Origin of the sequence: Thalassospira sp. HF15, assembly GCF_011806525.1 — a bacterium.
Taxonomy (GTDB): domain Bacteria; phylum Pseudomonadota; class Alphaproteobacteria; order Rhodospirillales; family Thalassospiraceae; genus Thalassospira.
On the sequence record NZ_JAAVKI010000001.1, the window covers coordinates 490323 to 514823 of the forward strand.

At 53.1% G+C, this 24501-nt stretch carries 24 protein-coding genes; 10 read left to right on the forward strand and 14 right to left on the reverse strand.

Annotated elements, in window-relative coordinates; all coding sequences use genetic code 11:
• Positions 1–48: 48 nt before the first annotated feature.
• Positions 49–774: a DUF4126 domain-containing protein gene (locus HED22_RS02260; protein WP_167718436.1), complete on the reverse strand. Its 726-nt coding sequence runs from the start codon at positions 772–774 to the stop codon at positions 49–51.
• 133 nt (positions 775–907) lie between these two features.
• On the opposite strand from HED22_RS02260, the gene HED22_RS02265 reads away from it, so the two are divergent.
• From HED22_RS02265 to HED22_RS02275, 3 genes are all read left to right on the forward strand, one after another.
• Positions 908–1375, forward strand: a complete 468-nt coding sequence (locus HED22_RS02265; RefSeq protein WP_167718438.1) for a lipopolysaccharide assembly protein LapB — start codon at positions 908–910, stop codon at positions 1373–1375.
• A 108-nt stretch (positions 1376–1483) separates the two neighbouring features.
• Entirely contained in the window at positions 1484–1867 is a 384-nt protein-coding gene (locus HED22_RS02270) for a hypothetical protein (protein ID WP_167718440.1), read from the forward strand.
• Positions 1868–2116: 249 nt separating this feature from the next.
• Complete coding sequence (locus HED22_RS02275) at positions 2117–3376, forward strand: SPOR domain-containing protein (RefSeq protein WP_167718442.1); 1260 nt, start codon at positions 2117–2119, stop codon at positions 3374–3376.
• Here the strand turns inward: HED22_RS02275 and HED22_RS02280 are convergent.
• Positions 3366–3668 (reverse strand): hypothetical protein, encoded by a 303-nt coding sequence (locus tag HED22_RS02280; RefSeq protein ID WP_368484465.1) that lies wholly within the window; start codon positions 3666–3668, stop codon positions 3366–3368. The two genes, HED22_RS02275 and HED22_RS02280, sit on opposite strands and share 11 nt — an antisense overlap.
• A gap of 205 nt (positions 3669–3873) precedes the next feature.
• On the opposite strand from HED22_RS02280, the gene msrA reads away from it, so the two are divergent.
• The gene (gene msrA, locus HED22_RS02285) at positions 3874–4518 is read left to right on the forward strand and encodes a peptide-methionine (S)-S-oxide reductase MsrA (protein ID WP_167718446.1); all 645 of its coding nucleotides are present in this window, start codon (positions 3874–3876) and stop codon (positions 4516–4518) included.
• 12 nt (positions 4519–4530) lie between these two features.
• On the opposite strand, the gene HED22_RS02290 is transcribed toward msrA, so the two are convergent.
• The 5 genes from HED22_RS02290 to moaB all read right to left on the reverse strand — a co-directional run bounded on the left by HED22_RS02290 (position 4531) and on the right by moaB (position 8964).
• On the reverse strand, positions 4531–5292 hold the full coding sequence (locus HED22_RS02290; protein ID WP_167718447.1) for an IclR family transcriptional regulator: 762 nt from the start codon (positions 5290–5292) through the stop codon (positions 4531–4533).
• 72 nt (positions 5293–5364) lie between these two features.
• Positions 5365–6177 (reverse strand): hypothetical protein, encoded by an 813-nt coding sequence (locus HED22_RS02295; RefSeq protein WP_167718450.1) that lies wholly within the window; start codon positions 6175–6177, stop codon positions 5365–5367.
• Between the two features lie 167 nt (positions 6178–6344).
• On the reverse strand, positions 6345–7373 hold the full coding sequence (locus HED22_RS19735) for a methyl-accepting chemotaxis protein (RefSeq protein WP_167718452.1): 1029 nt from the start codon (positions 7371–7373) through the stop codon (positions 6345–6347).
• A gap of 228 nt (positions 7374–7601) precedes the next feature.
• Entirely contained in the window at positions 7602–8369 is a 768-nt protein-coding gene (locus tag HED22_RS02305) for a sulfite exporter TauE/SafE family protein (RefSeq protein WP_167718454.1), read from the reverse strand.
• Positions 8370–8433: 64 nt separating this feature from the next.
• Positions 8434–8964: a molybdenum cofactor biosynthesis protein B gene (moaB, locus tag HED22_RS02310; RefSeq protein ID WP_167718456.1), complete on the reverse strand. Its 531-nt coding sequence runs from the start codon at positions 8962–8964 to the stop codon at positions 8434–8436.
• Positions 8965–9386: 422 nt separating this feature from the next.
• On the opposite strand from moaB, the gene HED22_RS02315 reads away from it, so the two are divergent.
• The 6 genes from HED22_RS02315 to HED22_RS02340 all read left to right on the forward strand — a co-directional run bounded on the left by HED22_RS02315 (position 9387) and on the right by HED22_RS02340 (position 17033).
• The gene (locus tag HED22_RS02315; RefSeq protein ID WP_167718458.1) at positions 9387–11339 is read left to right on the forward strand and encodes an acetoacetate--CoA ligase; all 1953 of its coding nucleotides are present in this window, start codon (positions 9387–9389) and stop codon (positions 11337–11339) included.
• A 494-nt stretch (positions 11340–11833) separates the two neighbouring features.
• Complete coding sequence (locus HED22_RS02320) at positions 11834–12856, forward strand: amino acid ABC transporter substrate-binding protein (RefSeq protein WP_167718460.1); 1023 nt, start codon at positions 11834–11836, stop codon at positions 12854–12856.
• A gap of 117 nt (positions 12857–12973) precedes the next feature.
• Positions 12974–14170 carry an amino acid ABC transporter permease gene (locus HED22_RS02325; RefSeq protein WP_167718462.1) on the forward strand — a complete coding sequence of 399 codons (1197 nt, stop codon included), beginning with the start codon at positions 12974–12976 and terminating at the stop codon, positions 14168–14170.
• A 1-nt stretch (position 14171) separates the two neighbouring features.
• Positions 14172–15275, forward strand: a complete 1104-nt coding sequence (locus tag HED22_RS02330) for an amino acid ABC transporter permease (RefSeq protein ID WP_167718464.1) — start codon at positions 14172–14174, stop codon at positions 15273–15275.
• 17 nt (positions 15276–15292) lie between these two features.
• Positions 15293–16078: an amino acid ABC transporter ATP-binding protein gene (locus HED22_RS02335; protein WP_167718466.1), complete on the forward strand. Its 786-nt coding sequence runs from the start codon at positions 15293–15295 to the stop codon at positions 16076–16078.
• Positions 16079–16214: 136 nt separating this feature from the next.
• Positions 16215–17033, forward strand: coding sequence for an ABC transporter ATP-binding protein (locus HED22_RS02340; protein WP_167718468.1), 819 nt, complete (start codon positions 16215–16217; stop codon positions 17031–17033).
• A gap of 28 nt (positions 17034–17061) precedes the next feature.
• On the opposite strand, the gene HED22_RS02345 is transcribed toward HED22_RS02340, so the two are convergent.
• The 7 genes from HED22_RS02345 to HED22_RS02375 form a co-directional block, all read right to left on the reverse strand.
• On the reverse strand, positions 17062–17826 hold the full coding sequence (locus tag HED22_RS02345; RefSeq protein ID WP_167718470.1) for a DeoR/GlpR family DNA-binding transcription regulator: 765 nt from the start codon (positions 17824–17826) through the stop codon (positions 17062–17064).
• A 245-nt stretch (positions 17827–18071) separates the two neighbouring features.
• Positions 18072–19412 carry a thymidine phosphorylase gene (gene deoA / locus HED22_RS02350; protein WP_167718472.1) on the reverse strand — a complete coding sequence of 447 codons (1341 nt, stop codon included), beginning with the start codon at positions 19410–19412 and terminating at the stop codon, positions 18072–18074.
• Between the two features lie 59 nt (positions 19413–19471).
• On the reverse strand, positions 19472–20278 hold the full coding sequence (locus tag HED22_RS02355; RefSeq protein ID WP_167718475.1) for a purine-nucleoside phosphorylase: 807 nt from the start codon (positions 20276–20278) through the stop codon (positions 19472–19474).
• A complete protein-coding gene (locus tag HED22_RS02360) occupies positions 20275–20688 on the reverse strand; it encodes a cytidine deaminase (RefSeq protein ID WP_167718476.1) in 414 nt (137 codons plus the stop codon). The genes HED22_RS02355 and HED22_RS02360 overlap by 4 nt, the downstream gene beginning before the upstream one ends.
• A 110-nt stretch (positions 20689–20798) precedes the next feature.
• The gene (locus HED22_RS02365) at positions 20799–21770 is read right to left on the reverse strand and encodes an ABC transporter permease (RefSeq protein WP_167718478.1); all 972 of its coding nucleotides are present in this window, start codon (positions 21768–21770) and stop codon (positions 20799–20801) included.
• On the reverse strand, positions 21770–22888 hold the full coding sequence (locus tag HED22_RS02370; RefSeq protein WP_167718480.1) for an ABC transporter permease: 1119 nt from the start codon (positions 22886–22888) through the stop codon (positions 21770–21772). The genes HED22_RS02365 and HED22_RS02370 overlap by 1 nt, the downstream gene beginning before the upstream one ends.
• A complete protein-coding gene (locus tag HED22_RS02375; protein ID WP_167719014.1) occupies positions 22885–24468 on the reverse strand; it encodes an ABC transporter ATP-binding protein in 1584 nt (527 codons plus the stop codon). The genes HED22_RS02370 and HED22_RS02375 overlap by 4 nt, the downstream gene beginning before the upstream one ends.
• Between the last annotated feature and the right edge of the window lie 33 nt (positions 24469–24501).

Consider the following 24501-nt stretch of genomic DNA (forward strand, 5'->3'; position numbering starts at 1 on the left):
GCCCGCAAGTCATATGCTTGCGGGCTTTTCTTTTGATAAAGAACGAGACTATTCTGGTGGAAGTTTCGGTTTATCCGATGGCGGTAACGCCCCACCACCCGCGCCAGAGAGATCAAGCTTGCCGCCCACTGCACCGGCATGCGCCCGTTGCGCACGCGTCTGGGCATAAGCCACGGACGGATGGCGTGCATTGCCAAACACCTGCCCGATAAATCGCCATATCTTTGGTACAAGCCAAACCAGAAGAAGCACAAAAACTGCGAGAAGCACAAAGAACACGACCGGATGGAATGCGACGGTGTAAAGCGCACCGAAAACCGCAACATCCTCGGCAACAGAAGCCAAACTGTTGCTAACCGGTTCGGGGGACGTATTGATCGCCGCCCGGCTGCCTGCCTTGGTAAAGTGGCTACCTGCTGCAACGGTGCCGCCGACCAGCAAGCCAATCGCAGTCTGGACACCATCACCCAACCCGAGGTCAAGGCCACCAAACGCGCCAGCGGCAAGCAACGCACCTGCCGGAATACGGATAAAGGTGTGGATGGCATCCCAGACGCTGTCGACAATTGGAATCTTGTCGGCAACGAACTCAATAAGATAGAGAAACATTGCCAAAGCCAGTACCCACCAGCTTCCCAGCACCTGCAGTTCAGGCGGCAAATCAAGCAGCCCGAAATTGTTCATGAACCCGAGAATAACCACAGTGCCATAAAGGTTTACACCGCTGGCCCAGGCCCCGCCCATTCCCAAAGCAAGAGTTTCAATTACCCCCAAAGAAAATGCCCTTTCAAAGCCATAATTCTCACCAACAAGTGAACAGGAAAAACTTTCAGTTGTGATAGATCACACATTCAGAGCGTCCCGGCACACGTATTAATGCCATACCAGTTTCAGGAAAGGTACGACGATGAACCGCGATGGTGAAACCCCAAAAATGATCAAGGCATATGCTTTGGTGATGATGCTTGTCACCCCGCTTTTGGCAGGCAACGCTTTTGCGATGGGCAGTTCGGATAGCTGGAGTTCGGAGGGAACGGACCTTTCAGCGGTAACCGAGCTTGTCGATACCGAGATGTATGAGATGGCAATCGACAAGATCAAGACCATGCTCGAAGAAGACTCGGAGAACGCGGACCTTTACAACTACCTCGCCTATAGCCAGCGTAAGATGGGTGACTTTGACAGCGCCGCTCAGAACTACGAACGGGCACTTATGATTGACCCGGAACATGTTGGCGCCCTTGAATATCAAGGCGAATTGTTCCTTCAGACGGGCAAGCCCGAGATGGCTCAGGAAAACCTGGCACGGCTTGAAGCAGTCTGCGGTATGGATTGTGAGGAATACAAAGTTCTGGCAAGCAAAATAACGAACTGACGTTTCCGAGTTCCATTAATGAATTCCTATTCGTCAGGATAGGTTTTCATGTTTGCGCAGGCACGCCATATCTCTGCCTAGGTTGGACACACGCATACGGAAAGAATCATGTCAGACGCAGTATTGCGCAAGAGCTATACAGTGGTTTGCCAGCGGACATCGGGGCAGAGCATGGAACTGGAGCCTGTTTCCAGTTATGGTGCCGCCCTGAGTTCAGCCAAGGAAGCCATCACCAACAAGCGAAATTCAGAAGTCCGTATTGTTGAAAACAAATATGACCAAGCGACAAGCAAAGACAAAAAGCAGGTCATAAAGATCCTGAAACCTGAAAGTGCCGGGGGATCTGGTGGAACCATGCACCGTGGCTCGGCACGACCGGTTGTAACGCGCGAAGTGGCCAACAAGGCGACCAAAGGCATCATCAATATTGTAATTGCGGTGACGGTTTTGATTCTGCTGGCCGGGATTATGGTTCCGCTGGCCATGAGATAATCTCTCGGCGCCACGAACAATCGATGGCCAGTTTATCTCCCTGATTTTCCTCAAGACCTGATCGCAGCTGGCTAGATTGCAACAGTTGTTTTTGCTGACAATGAAAGATATAACTTCCTTGATACAGCGATGATCAGGTGAAGCGTGAAAATCAGGTCTGCGACAACGAAAAACAACCCTCGCCGTCATTGGCGCTGGATTAATGCCGCAGCTCTCCTGCCGCTTCTCACGGCTTGCAGCACAGATGATTTGTCCGGCCTTTGGTTCGGTTCATCTTCGTCGCCGCAAGAAATCAGTTCGACATCTACCGGTCAGTCCTCCCCAGCGGAAAAAGCCGCCTTCGATCAGGCAGCGTGTGGACTGTTTTTTGGTCACGCAAATGCGCCGGAAACGTCTCGAACCGACGAAGGCTACAGCACAACCAATCTGATTTCGCTGGATGGCAGTCCGCAGGAAAATCTACTGCAGGCCATTTCCTATGACATGGACGGGAACTACGAAAACGCACGCAAGCTTTATGTCTGGCTGACGGCAACCCCACCTGACACCAAGGTTGATCTGGATTGCGGACAGGGCGTGCATCTTTCAGGCAGTATCAACAGCCTGGCCCAGAGACGCCTTGTCGCACTTGATGCCGCCTCCCCTGAATATGCACGTTCAGACGAGATCGACAAAGTCGTTGCGGCTGCCACGGTTGCACCTGGCCCCGAACTGCCTGATCCACCACAAGTCGAACGGGATCGTCGCTTCTATGAGACCGGCGGTGTTGTCGATGCCGAACCGGAAGCCCCGATCACGCCAGTGGAACGCATGGATATGAAAGTCAGCGCGAACACCGCCCAGCTGACACGCGTTGAACGACGTACCGTCTCGCTCACCCCGGATCCGTCGCCATCACCCGCTCCTCGTTCGACCACAGCGGCGGCACCATCTCCTGCGCCTGAAACAGTCGCAAAACTTGCACCGGTAGCCGCGCCTGATCCAGCAGCGTCGGTGCGCCCGGCGCCAGTCATTGAAGCACCAACGATTGCTGGTGACGCAGCATCAACCGAACATAGTGGCATTACTGTTTCATCAAACAGCCGCCCGGTCGAACAGGGCGAACTGGATATCGTGGACCGCCGACCCGAATCATCCATGATTGAACTGCCGATTACTACTGCGCAGGCCCCGCGTCAGGCTCCGGCTCCGGCTCCTGCCCCCACTCCGACACCACAACAAACGGCAGCACCATCTGCGGCGCAAGTAAACGCACCGTATTACGCAGTGCAGTTGGCCGCTTATCGATCACGCGGACGCGCTGAAACTGCGTGGTCAGATTTCCAGAACGCATCACATGGGATGCTTGCCGCAGCCGATCATGAAGTGGTCAGCACCTCGATCGAGGGCAAAGGTCTGTTTTTCCGTTTGTTGACGGGCATGTATGGCTCCTCATCGGAGGCCACCCGGGCGTGTAACGCCCTTAAATCGGCTGGTACCGATTGCCTGGTGCGCCGCGTCACCCCTTAAGCTTAGACCGTTGTTTGGTGGATGCCGCCATTCTATGCGACCGCATCAAGCCTTCGGGTCCGGTCCGTCGACCGTGCCTGCGAACGAACCCCGGCATTCTTTCCAATAGGTACTCGATCTTGGAATTGTGGCGGTAATAACGCCAACGCAGATGCTGGATAAACCGTCTTGCTCGTTTTGAACCCGCTGCCAGAAGCGGAATGCCAAGTACGATAAAGACCATGCCGAAAAATGGCGGCGGCAAAGGCAAAAACAGCACACCGATTAACAAGCAGACCAATCCCGTCAGCATCAAGCCAATTGATTGCAAATGCTTTAGCTTGCGCAAAGCCAACCCTATTGCACAGTTTCACCGACATTGAATGTGGATTATCCAGTGAATACTGATCATTGCCAAAAGAACGTTCAAAGACATTTGATCAAGAGGGGAATTGCTATTGTGCGCGTCTGGAGTACATTGCACCCATGAACGCAAAAAACTTTACGGGAAAAACGACATGTTCTCCGTGCTAAAAGCCGACAAGCCCAAAATGCCAACCGCAGATACAGCCCTTCCCGGCCGCGATGAGGCATTACCCGTCGCTGATGCCAACGTCGTCACGGGCAATCCGATGAAGGGACCGTTCCCCGAACATCTAGAAATCGCCATCTTCGGCATGGGTTGTTTCTGGGGTGCCGAACGGCTGTTCTGGAGAGAACAAGGGGTTTACAGCACGACTGTTGGCTATGCCGGCGGCTACACCAAAAACCCGACTTACCGCGAAGTCTGCAGTGGCATGACCGGCCACGCAGAAGTGGTGATGGTTGTCTTTGACCCGGCGGTTATATCCTATGCGGCGCTTTTGAAGTTGTTCTGGGAAAACCATGATCCGACCCAAGGCATGCGTCAGGGCAATGACGTCGGAACACAATACCGTTCCGTGATCTATGTTCGCACGCCTGATCAACACCAAGCTGCTGCAAAATCGCGCGAAGAGTATAATGCGGCGCTAAAAGCAGCCGGTCAAAGCGATGTGACAACCGAAATTACCGAGGCACCGGAATTCTTCTATGCCGAGGACTTTCACCAGCAATATCTTCACAAAAACCCGGACGGTTACTGCGGTCTTGGTGGAACCGGCGTTTCCTGCCCGGGCATGTGACAAAGATTACGATCAGACAGGCTTTCCGCCGTATTCCCGACTGAGATCCGCACAAACTCTGCGGATCTTAAGTCCCAATTGTTCGATATGATCATTTGGAATACGTGCAGCGGGTCCGGAAAGTGAAAGCGCTGCGATGGGGAGGCCTGTTTCATCACGGACGACCCCCGCAACACACCGCAAGCCGACCGCGTGCTCTTCGTCATCAAGCGCATAGCCGCGTTGTCTGGACTGCTCCAGATCCTGTTCAAGGGCCGCCTGCGTAACAAGGGTTCGTTCGGTAATCTTTGGTAAACCGTGCTGAGCGACAACCGAATGCAGTTCTTCTTCCGGCAAGAACGCCAGCAACGCCTTCCCCACGCCAGAACAATGCATCAATGCACGTCGGCCCGGTGTCACCAGAGCACGCATCATTTTGCGGCATTCAACCTGTGACAGGAAGATAACTTCCCCGCCATCTGCTACAGCAAGGTTAACGGTTTCACCACTTTCTTCCATCAGAGCCCGCATATAGGGCCGTGCGATCTGACTGAGGTTGCGGTTCTTGGTGAAAGAATTACCAACGCTAAATGCCTGCACCCCGACAAACCAGAGTGTGCGTTCCCCATCAAATGACACATAACGTTCGTGCTGCATGGTTGTCAGCAATCGATGGGCCGTTGAGGGCGGCAACTTAACCTGTTGCGCTATTTCGGTCAGAGTCATCCCGTCTTCGCTTTCGGCAAGCGCATTGAGGATGCTTAACGCCCTGACCAGTGACTGGACCTGCTGCATTCAGCGACTTCTCCCTGCAAGTGGACGATTTTTCCGACCATTATTATCATCTTGGTTCTGAATGTTAGGAGATCATCGAGCGGCTTGCACGGCTTTTTGACGCATCCAGACGAAAGTGGAGTAACTGACCAGATAAACAGTCGCGGCGCCAAAGGCACAAACTGTGCCCCAGCCAAGCCCAAGCACAGGATAACCAAGGGTCACTGCAAGGATGTAAACCCAAAGCGCGCCCATGCCGCGTGGGAAGTTCCGGATCACGGTATGAACCGGCTCAACCCCGTATGTGAAATGCACAATCAACATCATCGGATAAAGCGTCACCGGAAACCCCGATAGCAATCCGGCCCAGCGCGGACCGATCCATGCTGCCATGCCGCTAATCAGCAAAACAATAAGGGCGGCCAATGCCGCACGCAGCAAGACAACCCCCTTGGTCAGACGTACACGGTTAAGAATACGGACATTCTCGATCTTGCGAAACAGGATCAACGCGACAAAGATCGCAACCAACAGGATGACCGCCGCCTGAGGCAAGCTCATCGGTGCCAGCTGAAACAGCCACGAAACGCCAAAATAGGCGATAAACGCACCGACTGAACTCAGAAGAATTTGCGGGATAACCGGCAATTCCCCACATTTCCGGGACACCAGAAAATAGGCATAAAGAAATGTCAGGGTCGCGATCAGACCGGGCAAGGCATAGACCGCGCTTTCACTGGCAAAGGCGATGCCCTGCTCGACTGCAATGAAGTATAGAAGAATGGCTGTGCCCAAGGGATAACCGGACAAGACACCTGCCACACGTGGCCCTGCCCGCTCAGCTAGCACGGATAAACCCAGAACTGTTCCAATTGATACTGCGATCTTGGCAAGGATCAGTTCCAAAAGCTTTACCCTTCAATACGACAAACGATGACAACTTATCAATAAAGTGACAACATCGGTATCCGGTTTCGGGCAAGCTGGCAAGCGCAAACGCTTTTGACGGTGCAAATGAAAACGGGCACCAATTACGAGTGCCCGATTTTCCTGCCATATGTGGGGTATGCCGACTATGCGTTGGCGCTTTCCGATCTTGGTGCCTGAACAATGACACCGCGCCAGCCGAGCCCTTCATAGGTCTCATAGCCAGGTGTCAGGGCATAGGCCACCAACGATCCATCCTCTAACAGGTAGGCGCCACGTGCAGGGTCATCGACCCGTAGGTTGAAAGTCTCGCTCAACACCCCTTTGTCATCCGAGGCCGCCAATACCCGATTTCTGGCATCAATCAACATGACGCGCGTGCGTTCGCGTTCCTCGGGGTTGAAATTAAGTGCTTTGACAATCATTGGTGCCTGGTCTTCCCAATCAAAGAAAACCCCCATAACACCAATCACTTCACCATCAACAGCACCACCTTTACGAACCGCTGTCGCATAGGTCGGGGTTGCTGCATTGTTCAGTAAGGGGTTCTGTTCGACATCGGCAACCGCATAATGACCGCCATCGCGACAGAGCAATGCTTCGTTAAACCATGCTTGATCCGAGACATTTTGTCCCTTGAGGCGGTAAGTTTCCGGCCTTCCGTTGGCAAGGATATTGCCGTTTTTGTCTGCAACCCAAAGATCGAGATACACGGTGTAGGAATCAAGAATAACCCCCAGCCGTTGCGACGCACGTTGTGTAATGTCTTCATCCTGCGGGTTTTCGCAAACGTCGACCACAGCCGCATCGGTTGCCCACCAGCGGACATCGCAGGATCGCTCAAACAAGTTTCGGTCCATCAACTCAACCGCATAACGGGCCAAATCGGAAAAACGATCACCGCGGGCGGTTTGGGCTGTTTCCTGCAGATCAGCCGCCAGCTTCAAAAACATGTCTTCCAGTTCTTCGGTGATCACTGTCACCCGCTGGGAGATTTCCTTGACCTCGTTCGCAACCACGCCAAAACCGCGGCCAACTTCCCCGGCGCGCGCGGCTTCGATCAGTGCATTCAGTGCCAGTGTACGTGTTGCCCGGGTAACCGCTTTGATTTCAGTGATTTTTTCGTTGGCCTGCCCGGACATCGCCGTCGCAACCTGCAGAATTCTCTCTGGCATTTAAGTAAAACTCCATATGCGCATCAAGTTTCCTCCGGCTGCTGATCGCCTGCTTTTTCAGCTATCAATTCTGCTTATCATTGCAGCACAGTTCTCTCTTAAGTTACTTCTATCTGGAGGTAAACACAGGATTATACTTCTGTCGTCAAGATACGCCGATCTAGGGAAATACACCTGTACAATCGGCGTGCTCCGACCCTGCACGCACACAGTTCCTCGAAACACCTATCAGGCAGAAAACTCTAGGATCGAGTCCACAAGCAACTTGATCCCGGTGATAAACAAAAGGCCATAGCAAACCCGGTAGAACAAGGTGACACTGACCTTGTCATGCGCCCACAATCCCAGCCATGTCCCAAACAGCGCGACCGGCACAAACAAAAGTGATGTTCCAAGGTTTGACGCATCAAACTGCCCGAGCATCGCATACGGGATCAGTTTTACGTAGTTGACGATGATAAAGAACATCACCGTTGTGCCAACGAAGATCGATTTGTCCATTCTCTGGGGCAACAGATAGACCGCAACCGGTGGGCCGCCTGAATGGGCCACAAAACTTGTGAAACCGGCTAAAGCACCAAGGATAGCGCCCTTGCCAACCGTTGCAGACCCTGGAGGGCCGCTGGCGTTGCGACCTCGCAGCCAGTGATCAAGCGTAAAGATGATCGCAATCAAGGCGATGATCAGCTTGACCGCAGCTTCATTTAGATAGCTAAAGGAAAGCGTTCCCACCAGAATCCCGACCAACGCAGCAGGCACGAGGATCTTCATGCTCCTGCTATCCCAGCGCTTGCGATAGGCCCACACGTTGGCAACGTCCATCAGGCACAGGATGGGAAGCATGATGGCAGCTGCCGCCTGGGGCGATACAACCAAGGCCATCAAGGGCACAGCCACGACACCAAGTCCGCCGCCAAAACCACTTTTAGACACACCCGCAATCAAAACCGCCGGAACACCGACAACATAGAAAAACGGATCCGAGATAAACTCCATCGGACATCCTTGTTTTTATCGGAAAATTTCAGATTGCACAGGGAACACAAAGGCCCGAACGCGCCTACTCTTCAAGAAGTCTCGGCATCAGTTCAACAAAGTTGCATGGTCGGTGCCGAATATCGAGCTGGTAGGTCAGAATTTCATCCCAGGCGTCCTTGCAGGCGCCTGTCGAGCCCGGCAATGCAAACAGATAGGTCCCCATACACACACCGGCAGTTGCCCGTGACTGAACGGTTGAGGTGCCGATTTTCTGATAGGAAATCCACCGGAAAAGCTCCCCAAAGCCGGGTATTTCCTTTTCATACAATGCGCGATGTGCTTCGACCGTGACATCACGACCGGTAACACCGGTTCCACCCGTTGTGATGATCACATCGATATTGTGATTGGCGCACCAAGCACCCAGTTGTTTGCGCAATGCAGCCTGATCATCGGGAAGGATTTGGCGTTCATATACCCGATGCCCCTTTTCGATGATCCGTTCGCAAAGGACTTCGCCAGACGTATCATTATGGAGATCACGTGTATCGCTGACCGTCAAAACCGCGATGTTGATCGATACAAAAGGTTGGCTTTCATCAATACCCGCCACGGTCTTCTCCATATCTCATGAAATGTTGCACCAAACTAATATCCCCTGAACCGTGTGCAAGCGTTTTCGCGTGCAACGGAAGCATCAAGTGCAACCTTTCGAATCACGAAACAACAAAAACAGCACCCTATTTGACATTTTATTAGCTTTGCGTGCTTTCAAAGGGCCATTTTACCAAACGAATTTTTACAAAGCCTCCAATACATTTCTTCTCATTAAATCAATCACCTAAAACACAATCTGAACCAAGAACTTTATTAAATACCATCAAATTGGTAATACCACTTAGACACATCTACGTGACTTCGCTTGCCGGTGTGGAATTTTACGCTTAGAAAAGCGGTAAAGGACTACCAATTTGGCGCCCCGCAACGATGCGTCGAAAACAGCAAATATGTTCGGCAGGAAACAAAGGACCCATCATGAGCGACTTGCTTTGGCAACCAACGACAGAACGCGTTGAAAATGCAAATGTCACCCGCTTTCGCGGCTGGGTAAACGAAAAGTATGCGCTTCACCTTCAGAGTTTCACCGAACTTTATGACTGGTCCGTTTCCGAAATTGAACGTTTCTGGCCTGCTGTCATTGAGTATGCCGAGCTCAAGGCCGAAACTTGGGGCGAGCGTGTCCTGATTGATGGCAACAAAATGCCTGGCGCACAGTTCTTTCCTGATGCACGCCTGAACTTCGCCGAAAACCTTTTGGTCCGCGATGATGACCACGATGCGCTGGTTTTCTGGGGGGAGGACAAAGTCAAAACCCGCCTGTCCTGGGCAGAACTGAACATCGCCGTATCAAAGTTCTCGCAAGCACTGCGTGCCGAGGGGGTTCGCAAGGGTGACCGGGTGTGTGGTTACATGCCCAATATGTCTGAAACGGTTATCGCCATGTTGGCGACAGCGGCGATTGGCGCAACCTGGTCTTCGGCTTCGCCGGATTTCGGGGTTCAGGGGGTTGTTGACCGGTTTGGCCAGATCGAACCAACCGTCATGATCACCGTTGATGGCTATCATTATAATGGCAAGCAACATGACATTCGCGAAAAGGTTCGCGATGTTGTTGACCGTATTGACTGCCTGAAAAAGGTTGTGATCGTCCCTTATGCGTTCGACGGCACCAATACCACCGACATCCCCAATGCTGTCACCTATGACGACTTCATCGCCCCGTTCCCCACTGAGCGGATAGTATTTGAGCAGGTGGAATTCAATCACCCGCTTTATGTGATGTTCTCATCGGGCACGACCGGAAAGCCAAAATGCATTGTGCACGGTACGGGCGGCACACTGCTAAAACAGGTTTCCGAGCATATCTTGCACTGTGACGTAGCACCGGGCGACCGCGTCTTTTATTTCACCACCTGTGGCTGGATGATGTGGAACTGGTTGATGGCCGGGCTTGCTGCGGGTGCCACCCTTCTGCTTTATGACGGCTCGCCATTCTATCCGAGCGGCAATATCCTGTTTGATTTTGCCGACGCAGAAGGCATGACCCTTTTTGGTACGTCAGCGAAGTATATCGATGCGTTGGCCAAGGCCGAACTTAAACCGCGCGGGACTCATGACCTCTCGACCGTTCGCGCGATGACATCGACGGGTTCGCCGCTTGCACCGGAAAGCTTCGATTACGTCTATCGCGATATCAAGGAAGACATCCATCTGGCATCGATTTCTGGCGGGACCGATATTCTGGGGTGCTTCGTACTGGCGTCCCCTGTCCTGCCTGTCAAACGCGGTGTTATTCAGACCCGCGCGCTTGGCGTTGCGGTCGACGTATTTGATGATGATGGCAAACCGGTGCGCAATGAGAAAGGTGAGCTTGTTTGCACCAAACCGTTCCCGTCCATGCCGGTCGGCTTCTGGAATGACCCGGACGGTTCGCGATACCATGATGCGTATTTCGACCGGTTTGAGAATATCTGGTGCCATGGCGACTATGTTGAGCTTGATGACGATGGCGGGATGGTCATCTATGGTCGATCAGATGCTACGCTTAATCCTGGTGGCGTTCGGATCGGCACGGCCGAGATTTATCGACAGGTCGAAAAACTACCTGAAATTCAGGAATCGATTGTCATCGGTCAGGACTGGGACAATGACGTCCGAGTGATCTTGTTTGTTGTGCTGCGCGATAATTACGTGTTGGATACCGCGCTGATCGACAAGATCAAGAAGCAGATCCGAAGCAATTGCACTCCACGCCACGTGCCAGCCAAGGTGCTTGCTGTCGCTGATATTCCTCGCACGAAATCAGGCAAAATCACCGAACTTGCTGTTCGGGATGTTGTCCACGGCAGACCGGTTAAAAATCAGGAAGCCTTGGCAAACCCGACGGCATTGGAACTATTTTCCAATTTGTCCGAACTGAAAACCTGATCTTCCAGAGCCCCGCTATTTAAAGCGGGGCTTTTTCGTATCTCCGCCTTTATCATGCTGCTACGCGCTTCCCGTACTCCCCATAGCGCGCCGATTCCGCACTGCAGTGATGCATGTTTTTTAAACAGCGTACACTCATGCACTTTTTTTGATCAACAACCTGCATTTGCTGAAAAAAAGTTCGTGCAATTCCCAACACTGCCCGGCATCCCGGACAAATTTGTACTAGAACGTTGAATACATGAAGAAAACCGAATTTTGTATACATTATCTAAGTGAAAGTACGCAGAATATAACTGCAGAAAAAGTCTCAATTTTCCGCCGAATTCATGCCCCCGGAACGTGCCCCAAATTTTTCACACTTGACACAAGGCGGCCTAAAATTTCTTAATTTGGCGGTCCGATCTTCATTCGGACGGATGGATATGCGGCTGTGCATATCCAGGGTGGCACAAAAGCTAAAAACAATGCTTTGCTAACAAGGGAGCTATCTTATGAAAATTCAAACGATCCTTGCCGCTGGCGCAATGACCGTTGCAGCCGTTGCCGCGCAGAACGCACAGGCAGGTGCTGTTCTTGACGGCATCAAGGACAAAGGTTTCGTTCAGTGCGGCGTGAACACCGGTCTTCCGGGTTTCTCCGCTGCCAATGCTGAAGGTAAATGGGAAGGTATCGACGTTGACGTCTGCCGTGCAGCAGCTGCTGCACTGCTTGGTGACGCGAACGCCGTTCAGTACACCCCGCTGACCGCAGCACAGCGCTTCACGGCTCTGCAGTCCGGTGAAATCGACGTTCTGTCGCGTAACACCACTGCAACCACCACCCGTGATGCAAAACTCGGTCTGACGTTTGTTGGCATCAACTACTATGACGGTCAGGGCTTCCTGATCCCGAAAGCTCTTGGCGTTTCCAGCGCAACCGAGCTTGACGGTGCAACCGTCTGCGTTGAGCCGGGCACCACGACCGAGCTGAACCTTGCTGATTACTTCCGCGCCAAAGGCATGTCCTTCGAGCCGGTCGTTATCGAAAACATCAACGAAGCAACTGCTGCCTTCTTCTCTGGCCGTTGCGACGTTTACACCACGGATGCTTCGGGTCTTGCTTCCATCCGTACCCAGATGGCAGAAAACCCGGATGACTATGTCATTCTTCCGGAAATCATTTCCAAAGAGCCGCTCGGCCCGGTTGTCGCCCAGGGTGACGAACAGTGGTCGGACGTTGTTCGTTGGGCCTTCACCGCGATGGTTGAAGCTGAAGAGTATGGCGTCACCATGGAAAATGTTGACGACATGAAAGCCAACAGCACCAACCCGGGCATCCAGCGTCTGCTGGGCGTAACCCCGGGCATGGGTGAAGCTCTTGGTCTTGACGAAGCTTGGGCATACAACATCATCAAGCAGGTTGGTAACTATGGCGAAAGCTATGAGAAAAACGTTACCGCCAAGCTGGGCCTCGAGCGTGGTCTGAACGCTCTGTGGACCGATGGTGGCCTGCAGTATGCATGGCCGGTTCGCTAATCTTTAGCAAACCGACTATCTGAACCTACGAAGCTCCGCCCCACTGCCTGAACGCATGGGCGGAGCTTTTCGTTAGGTGCTTGCTGATTTTGGATACAATCTACACCTGAGGGTCATATGAGTAAGCCTCAAAATGCCCCGGGGGATGTTCGTTCCAAGGGTCTCGTCGACTATCTCAATGACGAAAACGTTCGTGCGGTGCTCTATCAGATTATCGCAATCGGACTGATCGTTCTTGCTGGCTGGTACCTGGTGTCCAACACCTTGTACAACCTTGAACAACAAAACATCTCTACCGGTTACGGGTTCCTCGATCTTGAAGCGTCCTTCGAGATCAGTGAAACCATGATCGATTACAGCGCTCAAAGCAGTTATGCCACGGCGCTGATGGTTGGTCTTCTTAACACTGTGAAGGTGTCGCTGCTCGGTATCATCTTGTGCACGATCATCGGGACAATCTTTGGCGTCGCACGCCTGTCCTCGAACTGGATCGTTCGCAAACTTGCAACCGTTTATGTCGAAACGTTCAGAAACATCCCTGTTCTGTTGCAGTTGTTCTTCTGGTACGCACTGATCCCGGGCGCATTCCCGCACCCGCGTGATGCGCTGGAACCTATTCCCGGCGTCTTGCTGACGTCGCGCGGCATGTATATGCCGGTTCCCGAACCGGACAATGCCTATACGCTGATGGCCATCGCTGCGGTCATTGCCTGCGTTGCGATCTATTTCATCAAGAAATGGGCCAAAAAACGTCAGGATGCGACCGGTCAGCCCTTCCCGATGTTCCTTGCAGGTCTTGGTATCTTCGTTGGTCTCGTTCTTCTGGCCTATCTGGCTGGTGGTGCACCGACCGATATGAGCATGCCGGCCCTTAAGGGCTTCAACATCCAGGGTGGTTACAACATTTCACCGGAATTCATGGCGGTTCTGATCGGGCTTACGGTTTACACCTCGACCTATGTTGCCGAGGTTGTCCGTTCCGGTATTCAGGCCGTTCCGAATGGCCAGTGGGAAGCTGCAGACAGTCTTGGCATTCGCCGTTCTGTTGCACTTCGCAAGGTTATCCTGCCGCAATCCATGCGCGTTGCGATCCCGCCTCTGACCAACCAGTATCTTAACCTGACCAAAAACAGCTCGCTTGCTGTGGCAGTCGGGTACCCGGATCTGGTTTCTGTATCCAACACGACCATGAACCAGACAGGACAAGCGATCGAGGCCATCTCGATTTTCATGTCGATCTATCTTGGTTTGTCCTTGTTGACCTCGCTCTTTATGAACTGGTTCAACAAGAAAATGGCACTGGTGGAGAGGTAAAATGTCAGAAAACGCAAAACTACCTCCTCTTCCGACGGGCACCTTTGCAACGCGTGCCATAACATGGTCCAAGAAGAACCTGTTTGACGGCTGGTTTAACACCATCCTGACTCTTGGTTCGATCGCGTTCCTGATGTGGCTGATCCCGCCGATTGTTGAATGGGCTATTGTCAATGCGACATTGTCCCCGACGATCGAAGGCTGCGCAGAAGCCACCGGCGCTTGCTGGGGCTTTGTGAATGCCAACTTGCGACTGATCCTGTTCGGGACCTACCCGTTTGATGAACAGTGGCGCCCGCTACTGGCCATGATCCTTCTGATGGGCATCATTTGTGGTAGCCTCGGTGCCGTTAAGTATCCGAGCTTCCGTAAAGCCATCATCCCGATGTGGGTGATCGGGGTGCCGATTATTGCCATTCTGATGTGGGGCGGCGTCTTTGGTCTTACCTATGTCCAGAACAGCTATTGGGGCGGTCTTCCGCTGACCCTGATCCTGTCCTCGATCGGTGTGATCTTTGCTTTCCCGTTCGGTTTGCTGCTGGCCCTTGGCCGTCAATCGCACATGCCAGCGATCAAAACCGTTTCTGTGGTTTACATCGAAGTTATTCGTGGTGTGCCACTGATTACGGTTCTGTTCATGGCGTCGGTCATGTTCCCGCTGTTCTTGCCTGATGGGGTGACCATCGACAAGCTTCTGCGTGCACAGATCGGTATCATCCTGTTTACTGCCGCCTACCTCGCAGAGGTATTCCGTGGTGGTTTGCAGGCTGTTCCTCGCGGGCAGTTTGAAGCAGGTGACAGCCTTGCACTGTCTTACTGGCAGTCAATGCGTCTGATCATTTTGCCGCAGGCACTGCGTCTGGTGATCCCGCCGACTGTGAACAGCTTCATCTCGATGTTCAAGGATACAACGCTGGTCGTGATTATCGGCCTGTTTGACTTCCTTGGCACCGTGAAGCTGGCACTTCGCAGTGACCCGGCCTGGACCAAATACTACGTCGAAGGCTATGCCTTCGCTGCGGCAATATTCTTCCTGATCTGTTTCTCGATGGCGAAATATTCCGCCTATCTTGAAAAGGAACTTCGCAAAGGCGAACGCAGGTAAGGAGTGAGGAAAAAACAATGACTGTAGCAACTGAAACCACTACCGGCGCTGTGCCTCCTCCGTCCAAAGAGGATGTCATCGTCGTCAACAAGATGAACAAATGGTACGGCAATTTCCATGTTCTTCAGGATATTGACCTGTCCGTTCGCAAAGGTGAGCGTATCGTTGTCTGTGGCCCGTCGGGGTCTGGCAAATCGACGCTGATCCGCACTATGAACCGCCTTGAGACCTATCAGAGCGGTGAAATCTACGTCGATGGCATTTTGCTTGGCGACGACGTCAAAAACATCGAGGCCGTGCGCCGCGAAGTTTGCATGGTGTTCCAGCACTTCAACCTTTTCCCGCACATGACCGTGCTGGAAAACCTTACGCTGGCTCCGATCTGGGTTCGCAAGATGCCCAAGAAAGAAGCCACGGAACTCGCCATGCATTACCTTGAGCGTGTCCGGATTGCAGAGCAGGCCCTTAAATATCCGGGTCAGCTTTCCGGTGGTCAGCAGCAGCGTGTGGCAATTGCCCGTTCGCTTTGCATGCAGCCGAAAATCATGCTGTTTGATGAGCCGACCTCGGCACTTGACCCGGAAATGGTCAAGGAAGTTCTCGACGTGATGGTCGAGCTTGCCAAGGAAGGTATGACCATGCTTTGCGTGACCCACGAAATGGGCTTCGCCAAAGAGGTCGCTGACCGTGTGATTTTCATGGATGCCGGCCAAATCGTTGAAATGGCCGGTCCGCACGAGTTCTTTGATAACCCGAAAAGCGATCGTACGAAGCTGTTCCTCAGCCAGATTCTGTCGCACTAATCGGTTATCGAACTATATCATTTTTGCAAAACGGCCCCTTTAATAGGGGCCGTTTTCATTTTTGTAAAAATGATCCTTGCCCATACCTGCGCAATTGCCGAAACTCGCCCCACCCCGTTCATTATCCGGAATTCTGATGACCACGCCCGAAACCAGTTCCGCCACACAATCGGCCTTTATCGCTGTTGAACATCTCAGCAAACGATTTGGCAGCAAGCATGCCCTTGATAATGTCAGCCTGCACCTGCCCAAAGGTGGGACAATGGCGATCATTGGCCCATCTGCCGCTGGCAAAAGTGTTCTGATGAAATGTCTGGTCGGGATTTACGGCGCGGATGACGGCAAGATCATCCTTGATGGCGATGATGTCAGCCAGACCAATGCACCCAAACGGGCCGAATGGGCGGAACGCATTGGTATGCTTTTTCAACAAAACGCCCTGTTTGACAGCCTGAAGGTCTGGGAAAATATTTGTTTCCGCCAGATTGAGCTTGGCACACTCAGCCGCAAGGATGCCAAGGAACATGCCGTTCATCTGCTTGGGCTTGTCGGGCTTGCTGCTGAAAGTGCAGACCTTACCCCCGGTGACCTGTCAGGCGGGATGCAGAAACGCGTTGGCGTTGCCCGGGCCATTTCAACAGACCCGGCTATTTTGCTGCTCGACAACCCCACTGCCGGTCTTGACCCGGTTCTGTCGAACCATATCGAACGCATGATTGGCAAGATCGCCGAGCAACGCGGCACCACGGTGATTTCAATCACCAACGATATGCAGATTGCGCGAACCCGTTACCAGAACCTGATGATGATGCATGAAGGCAAAGTGTATTGGTCGGGCAAGACCGATGATATCGACGATGCCCACAATGAACATCTAACGCAGATGTTAAATGGGTCATCCCAAGGCCCGATTACCATGCGCACCGGCAAACGCGAAGACCATGTCTATAGCTAAAGAGCGCCATTGACGGTGCAGCGAACACCTAATTTGCCGTGTAGACCGAAACATCGGCCTCGCGGATAACATCCGACCAGACCGGCCCCGGATGACGATCGGTGAACAGCGCATCAATCTCTGAAAGGTGTCCAAGACGCACCATGGCGCGACGACCGAACTTGGAGGCATCCGTGCACAGGAACGTCTGACGCGCATTGGAGATGATCGCGCGCGCTACGCGGACTTCACGATAATCGAAATCCATCAGACTGCCGTCTTCGTCCACACCGGAAATCCCGACAATTGCGTAATCGACTTTGAACTGGTTAATGAAGTCGATGGTCGCCTCTCCGATCACCCCGAAATCGCGCTGTCGCACAACACCACCGGCAATAATCACTTCAAAGCCTTGGTTCGCGGCACAGATTTCCGCAACATGCAGGTTGTTGGTGATGATTTTCAGGCTCTTGTGCCCAAGGAGCGCATGGGCGACTTCCTCGTTGGTTGTCCCGATATTGATGAACAAAGACGCGCCTTCGGGAATGTGTTCTGCAACCAGCTTCGCAATTTCGCGTTTGCTGCCAAGGTTTAGGACCTGACGGTCGGTATAGGCAGTATTCTCGGTGGTCGAAACGCTGGCCGCGCCCCCGTGATAACGGGCAATCAGGCCTTCTTCGGCCATTTCATTGATATCGCGTCGGATGGTTTGTGGTGTGACAGAAAAGTGTTCGGCAAGGGTATCTATGGTCATAAAGCTGTTGGAGGCAACCAGCTCCAAAATCTCTCTACGACGTCGATCCAGTTTCCCCATGCCTCTCTCCTTCTGTCTTCAATTTTCGTCTTTATTGTAAAATTTTCATTCCTGATCAAAATGCTTTCTCTTGGTCCATTTGGCAAGCCTTGTCCGCTTATGAGCATCAGAACCGTCACTAAACCACCCGGCTATAGAAACTGCCAGATTACGGATGAGCGCGATTTGACTGCTCAAAGATGCAGTGAAAGCATATGAAAAAGCCGGGCGTTAACCCGGCTTTCGTTTACTTCTTTGTTTGAGCATCAGGCCTGTTTGCGCGCAACGATACGTTCACGCACTGCTGGTTCGCTGCCCGTCGGATCAACATCGCCCTCCCCGATCAAAATTGCTTCACGCAGCAAGGCGGTTGCTTCTTCAAGCTGCGCCTGATCGCGGGTGTGGGCAATGCAGATCGGCGTTTCTGCCGAAACTGGTTGCCCAACCTTGATGAAATCGGTGAAGCCGACGGCAAAATCGATCTTCTGATCGGCACGCGTCCGTCCGCCCTTAAGCGAAACCAGCGCAAGTCCGACCTTTCTGGCATCCATGGAAAGGACACGTCCGGTCTTGGCCGCCGTGATCGTGTTCTTCATCGGAGCCGGTTCAAGGTATTTCGCGGTGTTATCAACAAAGTCCGCCGGACCACCCAAACTTGAGACCATCTTGCCAAAGGTCTCGGCAGCCTTTCCGCTATCAAGCGCCTCTGTTGCCATTTGCAGCCCATCGGAGACATCAACGGCCACACCACTAACAGCAAGCATTTCTGCCGCCAGAGCCATCGTAACGTCGTAGACACGCTGCTCCTGATGTTTGCCGGTCAGAAAATCAATCGCTTCCTGCATTTCAAGTGCATTACCAACTGCGTCACCAAGAACCTGTTCCATGTCCGTTAGCAGTGCGACCGTCGGAACACCATTACGGGTCGCAACTTCGGTAATGCTTTCCGCAAGTTCCCGGGCACGCTCATACTCTGCCATAAAGGCGCCAGAACCGAATTTCACGTCCATCACAAGGCTATCAAGCCCGGCTGCCAGTTTTTTTGACAAAATGGACGCCGTAATCAACGGGATGCTCTCGACCGTCGCAGTGACATCGCGAATGCCATAAAACCGCTTGTCTGCAGGGGCAAGATCGGATGTCTGCCCAATAATCGCACAGCCCACTTCCCGGGTGACCTTGGCGAACTCTTCGAGTGTCGGTGTTGTGCGATAGCCAGGAATGGAATCAAACTTGTCCAAGGTCCCGCCGGTATGACCAAGACCACGGCCGGAAATCATCGGCACAAAGGCGCCACAGGCTCCGACAATCGGGCCCAGCATCAGGCTTACCTTGTCACCAACGCCACCGGTCGAATGCTTGTCTACGACAGGACCATCCAAACCAAGCGCCTTCCAGTCCAGAACCGTACCGCTATCGCGCATATTGCGCGTCAGGGCAGCGCGTTCGTCCATGGTCATCCCGTTAAAGAACACAGCCATTGCCAAGGCAGCAACCTGCCCCTCGCTGATGCTGTTGTCAGTGATACCCTTGACGAAGAAGGCGATTTCGGCGTCGGTCAGAACTTCGCCTTCGCGTTTACGGCGAATGATTTCCTGGGGCAGCATATGCTGTCTCCTGCGCACTTTTAGTTGAATCAAATCAGCAGTTTTGAAGTCAGAATTGCTTACACATCACTTGAAAAATACTGCAGCAATATCTTGATAAGATTGGCAGAACCATCTTTTGACATTTCAAGTGTCTGGTCGTGGCTAAGTGGGGTCGCACTCATGCCTGCAGCCAGATTGGTGATGTTCGAAACAGCAGCCACCTTAAAGCCAAGTCGGCGACCAAGAATATTTTCCGGCACAGTCGACATGCCAACCGCATCCGCACCTAACACCTTGAGCGCACGGATTTCAGCAGGCGTTTCAAAGCTCGGCCCGGTGCACCAGCAATAGGTACCCTCGAACAGCTTGATGCCAAGCTTTGCCGCCGCATCATGAAGTCCGGAACCGATTTCCGGATCATACGGCACATCCATACCGACAAACCGGTCATTGCCGTGATAGCCGATCAACGGGTTCGGTCCGAACAGGCTGATATGATCGGTGATCAGCATCAAACTTCCTGGCACGGCGTCGGGAAGCAATGAACCGGCGGCATTGGTCAAAAGCAAGCGCCCTGCCCCCAACTCGCGCAGGGTCTCAAGCGGCTCTGCCATCAGATCCGATCGGCCATGCTCGTAATAATGCGCCCGCCCTTGCATGACCGCCACAGCCACCCCGCCAATACGGCCGAGAACAAGTTTTCCGCCGTGTCCAACCACGGTTGGTCGCGGGAATCCCGGCAGGTCTTCATAAGCAATAATGATCGCATCGCTCACAGCGTCAACGACACCGCCAAGGCCGCTTCCCAAAACCAATGCGACTTCTGCCTTGAAATCCGGTGCCTTGCTGGCAATCACGTCAAGTGCAGCTTTTACGTTGCTCATTTGAGGTTCTCCGGCCCGAAGGAATGGGGAATAAGTTCTTCACGGCTGAGCGTCAGCAGCGTTTCACCCGCATCATTGATGATAAAGATGGTGGCGTCCGCACCGGTGAACTCGCGAATTTTCTGACGGCACCCACCACACGGGGTGCAGGCGATATCGCCAAGCCCGACTACGACGATCTCATCAAACCGTGTTTCGCCAGAAAGCACCATGGCAGAAATCGCCCCGGCTTCGGCACAGACACCTTCCGGGTATGCGGCGTTTTCAACATTACAGCCCGAGATGACTTTGCCCTCTAGCGTCCGCAATGCTGCGCCAACAAAGAAGTTGGAATAAGGCGCATAAGCCTTGTCACGAGCAGCAAGTGCCGCGTCAATCAGATCGCGCGGAGCCTGTTTCTGAGCAACCATTTTATGATCCTGTTCTGATTACCTATCGCGCCTGACCAAAGCGGACAATATCGTGAAATTGTGGTTTGGCTCTGTGTTTATAATATGAGCAGAACCAAACCACGAAAAGCTTAGCGTTCCTTGACATAGGCGCGGCCAAGCGCCTTTGGCGGAATGGCCCGACCAATGAACCCGGCCAGAAGAATAACCGTCAGAACATATGGCAATGCCTGCACCAACTGGACCGGAACTTCACCGATACCTGGCAAGACAACGCCCTGCAAACGGGTTGCCGCAGCATCAAGAAAACCGAACAACAGGCAAGCCGCCAATGCCGGGAACGGACGCCACTTGCCAAATACCATTGCTGCCAGCGCGATATAGCCCTTGCCTGCTGTCATGTCCTGCAGGAAGGATGCACCTTGCGCCGTTGAAAGGTACGCGCCAGACATGCCGACAAGGACACCACTGCAAATCACGGCGCGATAGCGCATGGCGACAACACCGATACCAGCAGTATCCACTGCCCCGGGGTTCTCACCAACAGCCCGCAAACGCAAGCCAAACCGCGTACGATACATGACCCACCAAGCTGCCGGCACAGCAATAAAGGCGACATAGACCAATATGTTGTGACCACTTAGCAATTCCGAATAGATCGGACCAAGAACCGGCACATCGCGAAACGCTTCGGCACCGGGGAACGTAATCGGCTGAAAACGCGATGCCTTGTCAAGTGCGGGGGTTTTACCGCCTTGAGCAAACAACGCAATGCCGACAAGGGCTGTCAAACCGGACATCAGAATATTGATAGCCATACCCGACACAACCTGGTTGCCCTTATGCGTGATGCAGGCAAAACCATGTAGCAGTGACAACCCAATGGTGGTGGCAATCGCAGCCAACAAGCCAACCCACGGGCTTCCGACATAAAAGGCAACCGCAGCGGCCGAAAACGCCCCGCCAAGCATCATGCCTTCGAGCGCAAGGTTAATCGTCCCGGACCGCTCGGAAAACATTCCTGCAAGGGCTGCGAGAATAAGTGGTGTCGAGGTCCGCAGCGTTGCGTCAAGCAACAGGATAATAAGCTGATAGGTATCCATTATGCGGCCTCCCCGGCATCCTGGCGCAGGCGCCAGGCCGTATAGATCTTTGTCACACGCGGTCGGAACATGTGCTCCATCGCACCGGTAAACAGGATCACAAGACCCTGAATAACCACAACCATGTCATTGGAAATGGTCGGAATTTCAAAAGAAAGCTCCGCCCCACCCTGATAGAGCATCCCGAATAGCAAAGCTGCAAGGAAGATACCAAACGGATGGTTACGTCCCATCAGAGCAACAGCAATGCCGACAAAGCCATAACCGGCTGTGAAATCAATCAGCAAACGGTGCTGAACGCCCATGACCTCGTTAAGCGCCATAAAGGACGACAAGGCCCCTGAAATCATCATGGCAATGATGATGAACCGGCCCGGTTCCAATCCGGCATAGGTCGCCGCCACAGCGTTGGCACCGACCGTGCGGATGGCATATCCCCAGCGGGTATGCCAGATGAACAGCCAAACCATAACGCTAATGACAATCGCATAGACAAAGGACAGGTTCAGCGGGCTTGATGCCATTTCAATGCCAAGGGCCCCGGCAATGTCATGAATGAACGGCAGCCTCAGATGTTCAGCGATCTGTTCACTTTCCGGTGTCATGGATCCTTCTGGACGAAGGACATTCACCAGCAGATAAACCATCAGAGACGATGCAATGAAGTTGAACATGATCGTCGTGATCACGACGTGCGAGCCACGACGCGCCTGCAGGTAAGCTGGAATATACGACCACGCCGCGCCAAAAATCATCGCAGCCAGCATCGACACCACCAGCATGATCGGAAATGGCAAGAAGTCGAGGTAAAGGGCCGCCAGCGTCACGCCAAGGCCACCGACATAAGCCTGCCCTTCGGCACCAATGTTGAACAGCCCACAATGGAACGCCACGGCAAATGCCAAACCGGTGAAAATGAAGTTGGTGGTGTAATACAGCGTATACCCCCAAGCTTCTTCATATCCGAATGCGCCATAAAGCAGGATCTCGACAACTTCGACCGGGTTTTCGCCAATCGCAACAACCAACAGCCCAGAAACGATAAGAGCAAGCAACAGGTTCAAAAAAGGCAATACGCCGACATCGATCCAGCGCGGCAGTTCGACAGTCTTGCTCATGCCTGACCCTCCGCGGCCTTGGCCTCGTTCGGATCAACGCCGGCCATCATCAGGCCAAGCACACGTTCATTTGCCTCGGATGCGGCGACTTCACCGATGATGGCACCATCGCACATCACCAGAATGCGGTCGGCAAGCGACATGATTTCGTCAAGCTCCACGGACACCAAAAGGACGGCTTTACCCGCGTCCCGCATGGCGACAATACGTTTGTGAATGAATTCAATGGCCCCAATATCAACACCACGGGTCGGCTGACCAACCAGAAGCAGTTCCGGGTCACGCATGATTTCGCGCGCCAGAACCAGCTTTTGCTGGTTACCACCCGAGAAATTGGCGGCCTTCAAATCCGGATTATTTGGACGCACATCAAATTCCGACATCATATTGGCTGTGGCTTCGGAAATGGCATGCCAATCAAGAAGCACACCCTTCTGATAGGCTGGGTCATCTTCATAGCCGAGAATTGCCGCCTCCTTGGCGGAGAATGCCGTAACCATCGCCATGCGATGACGATCTTCGGGCACATGTGCAACACCACGACGCCGCAACTCGGCAGCATCAACACCTTTACCAGGTGTGATATCCTGCCCGTTCAGTTCCACCATGCCTTCGCTGGCAGATCTGATCCCGCCAAGCGCTTCAAGCAATTCGCTTTGACCGTTACCGGAAACCCCGGCGATGCCAACGATTTCGCCGGCGCGCACATTGAAGGTGGCATTTTTGACCTTGCGCACACCTTGAGCGTTATCAACACACAGATTATCAACATTAAGCACGGTATCGGCTGGGTTTGCCTCGCCTTTTTCAAGACGTAACAGCACCTTGCGGCCGACCATTAGTTCGGAAAGTTCTTCCGGGCTGGTTTCGGCCGTCTTGCGATGAGCCACCATTTCGCCCTGGCGCATGACGGAAACATTGTCCGTTGCAGCCATGATTTCGCGCAATTTATGGGTAATCAGAACAACCGTCTTGCCCTGCTCCTTGAGCGTATCCAAAATTCGGAAAAGATGATCCGCCTCTTGGGGGGTCAGAACGCCGGTCGGTTCATCAAGAATAAGAATTTCAGCCCCGCGATACAGGGCCTTGAGAATTTCCACGCGTTGCTGAAGACCGACCGAAAGGTCGCCCACCTTAGCATCCGGGTCGATATTGAGCGAATATTCACGCTCCAGACGTTTTAGCTCCTCGCGCGCCTTTTCGACCCCATCGCGCAGAACAGCACCGCCTTCGACACCCAGAATGACGTTTTCGAGAACGGAAAATGTCTCCACCAGCATGAAATGCTGATGAACCATGCCGATCCCCACGGCAATCGCGTCTTCTGATCCATTGATTTCACAGAGCTTGCCATCAACATGAATGGTCCCTGCATCGGCCTGATAAAAGCCATACAGAATACTCATCAGGGTCGATTTACCAGCCCCATTCTCCCCCACGATCCCGTGGATTGTTCCTTTGTCGACCTTAAGGTCGATTTCTTTATTGGCATGTACCGCACCGAACCGCTTGTCTATTCCACGCAGTTCAATAGCGGGTTGCACGGCACCGGTTTCCCCGGCGCCGTGCATTTGATGCATCGTATCCGACACGACAAATCCCCGATTTGCTTT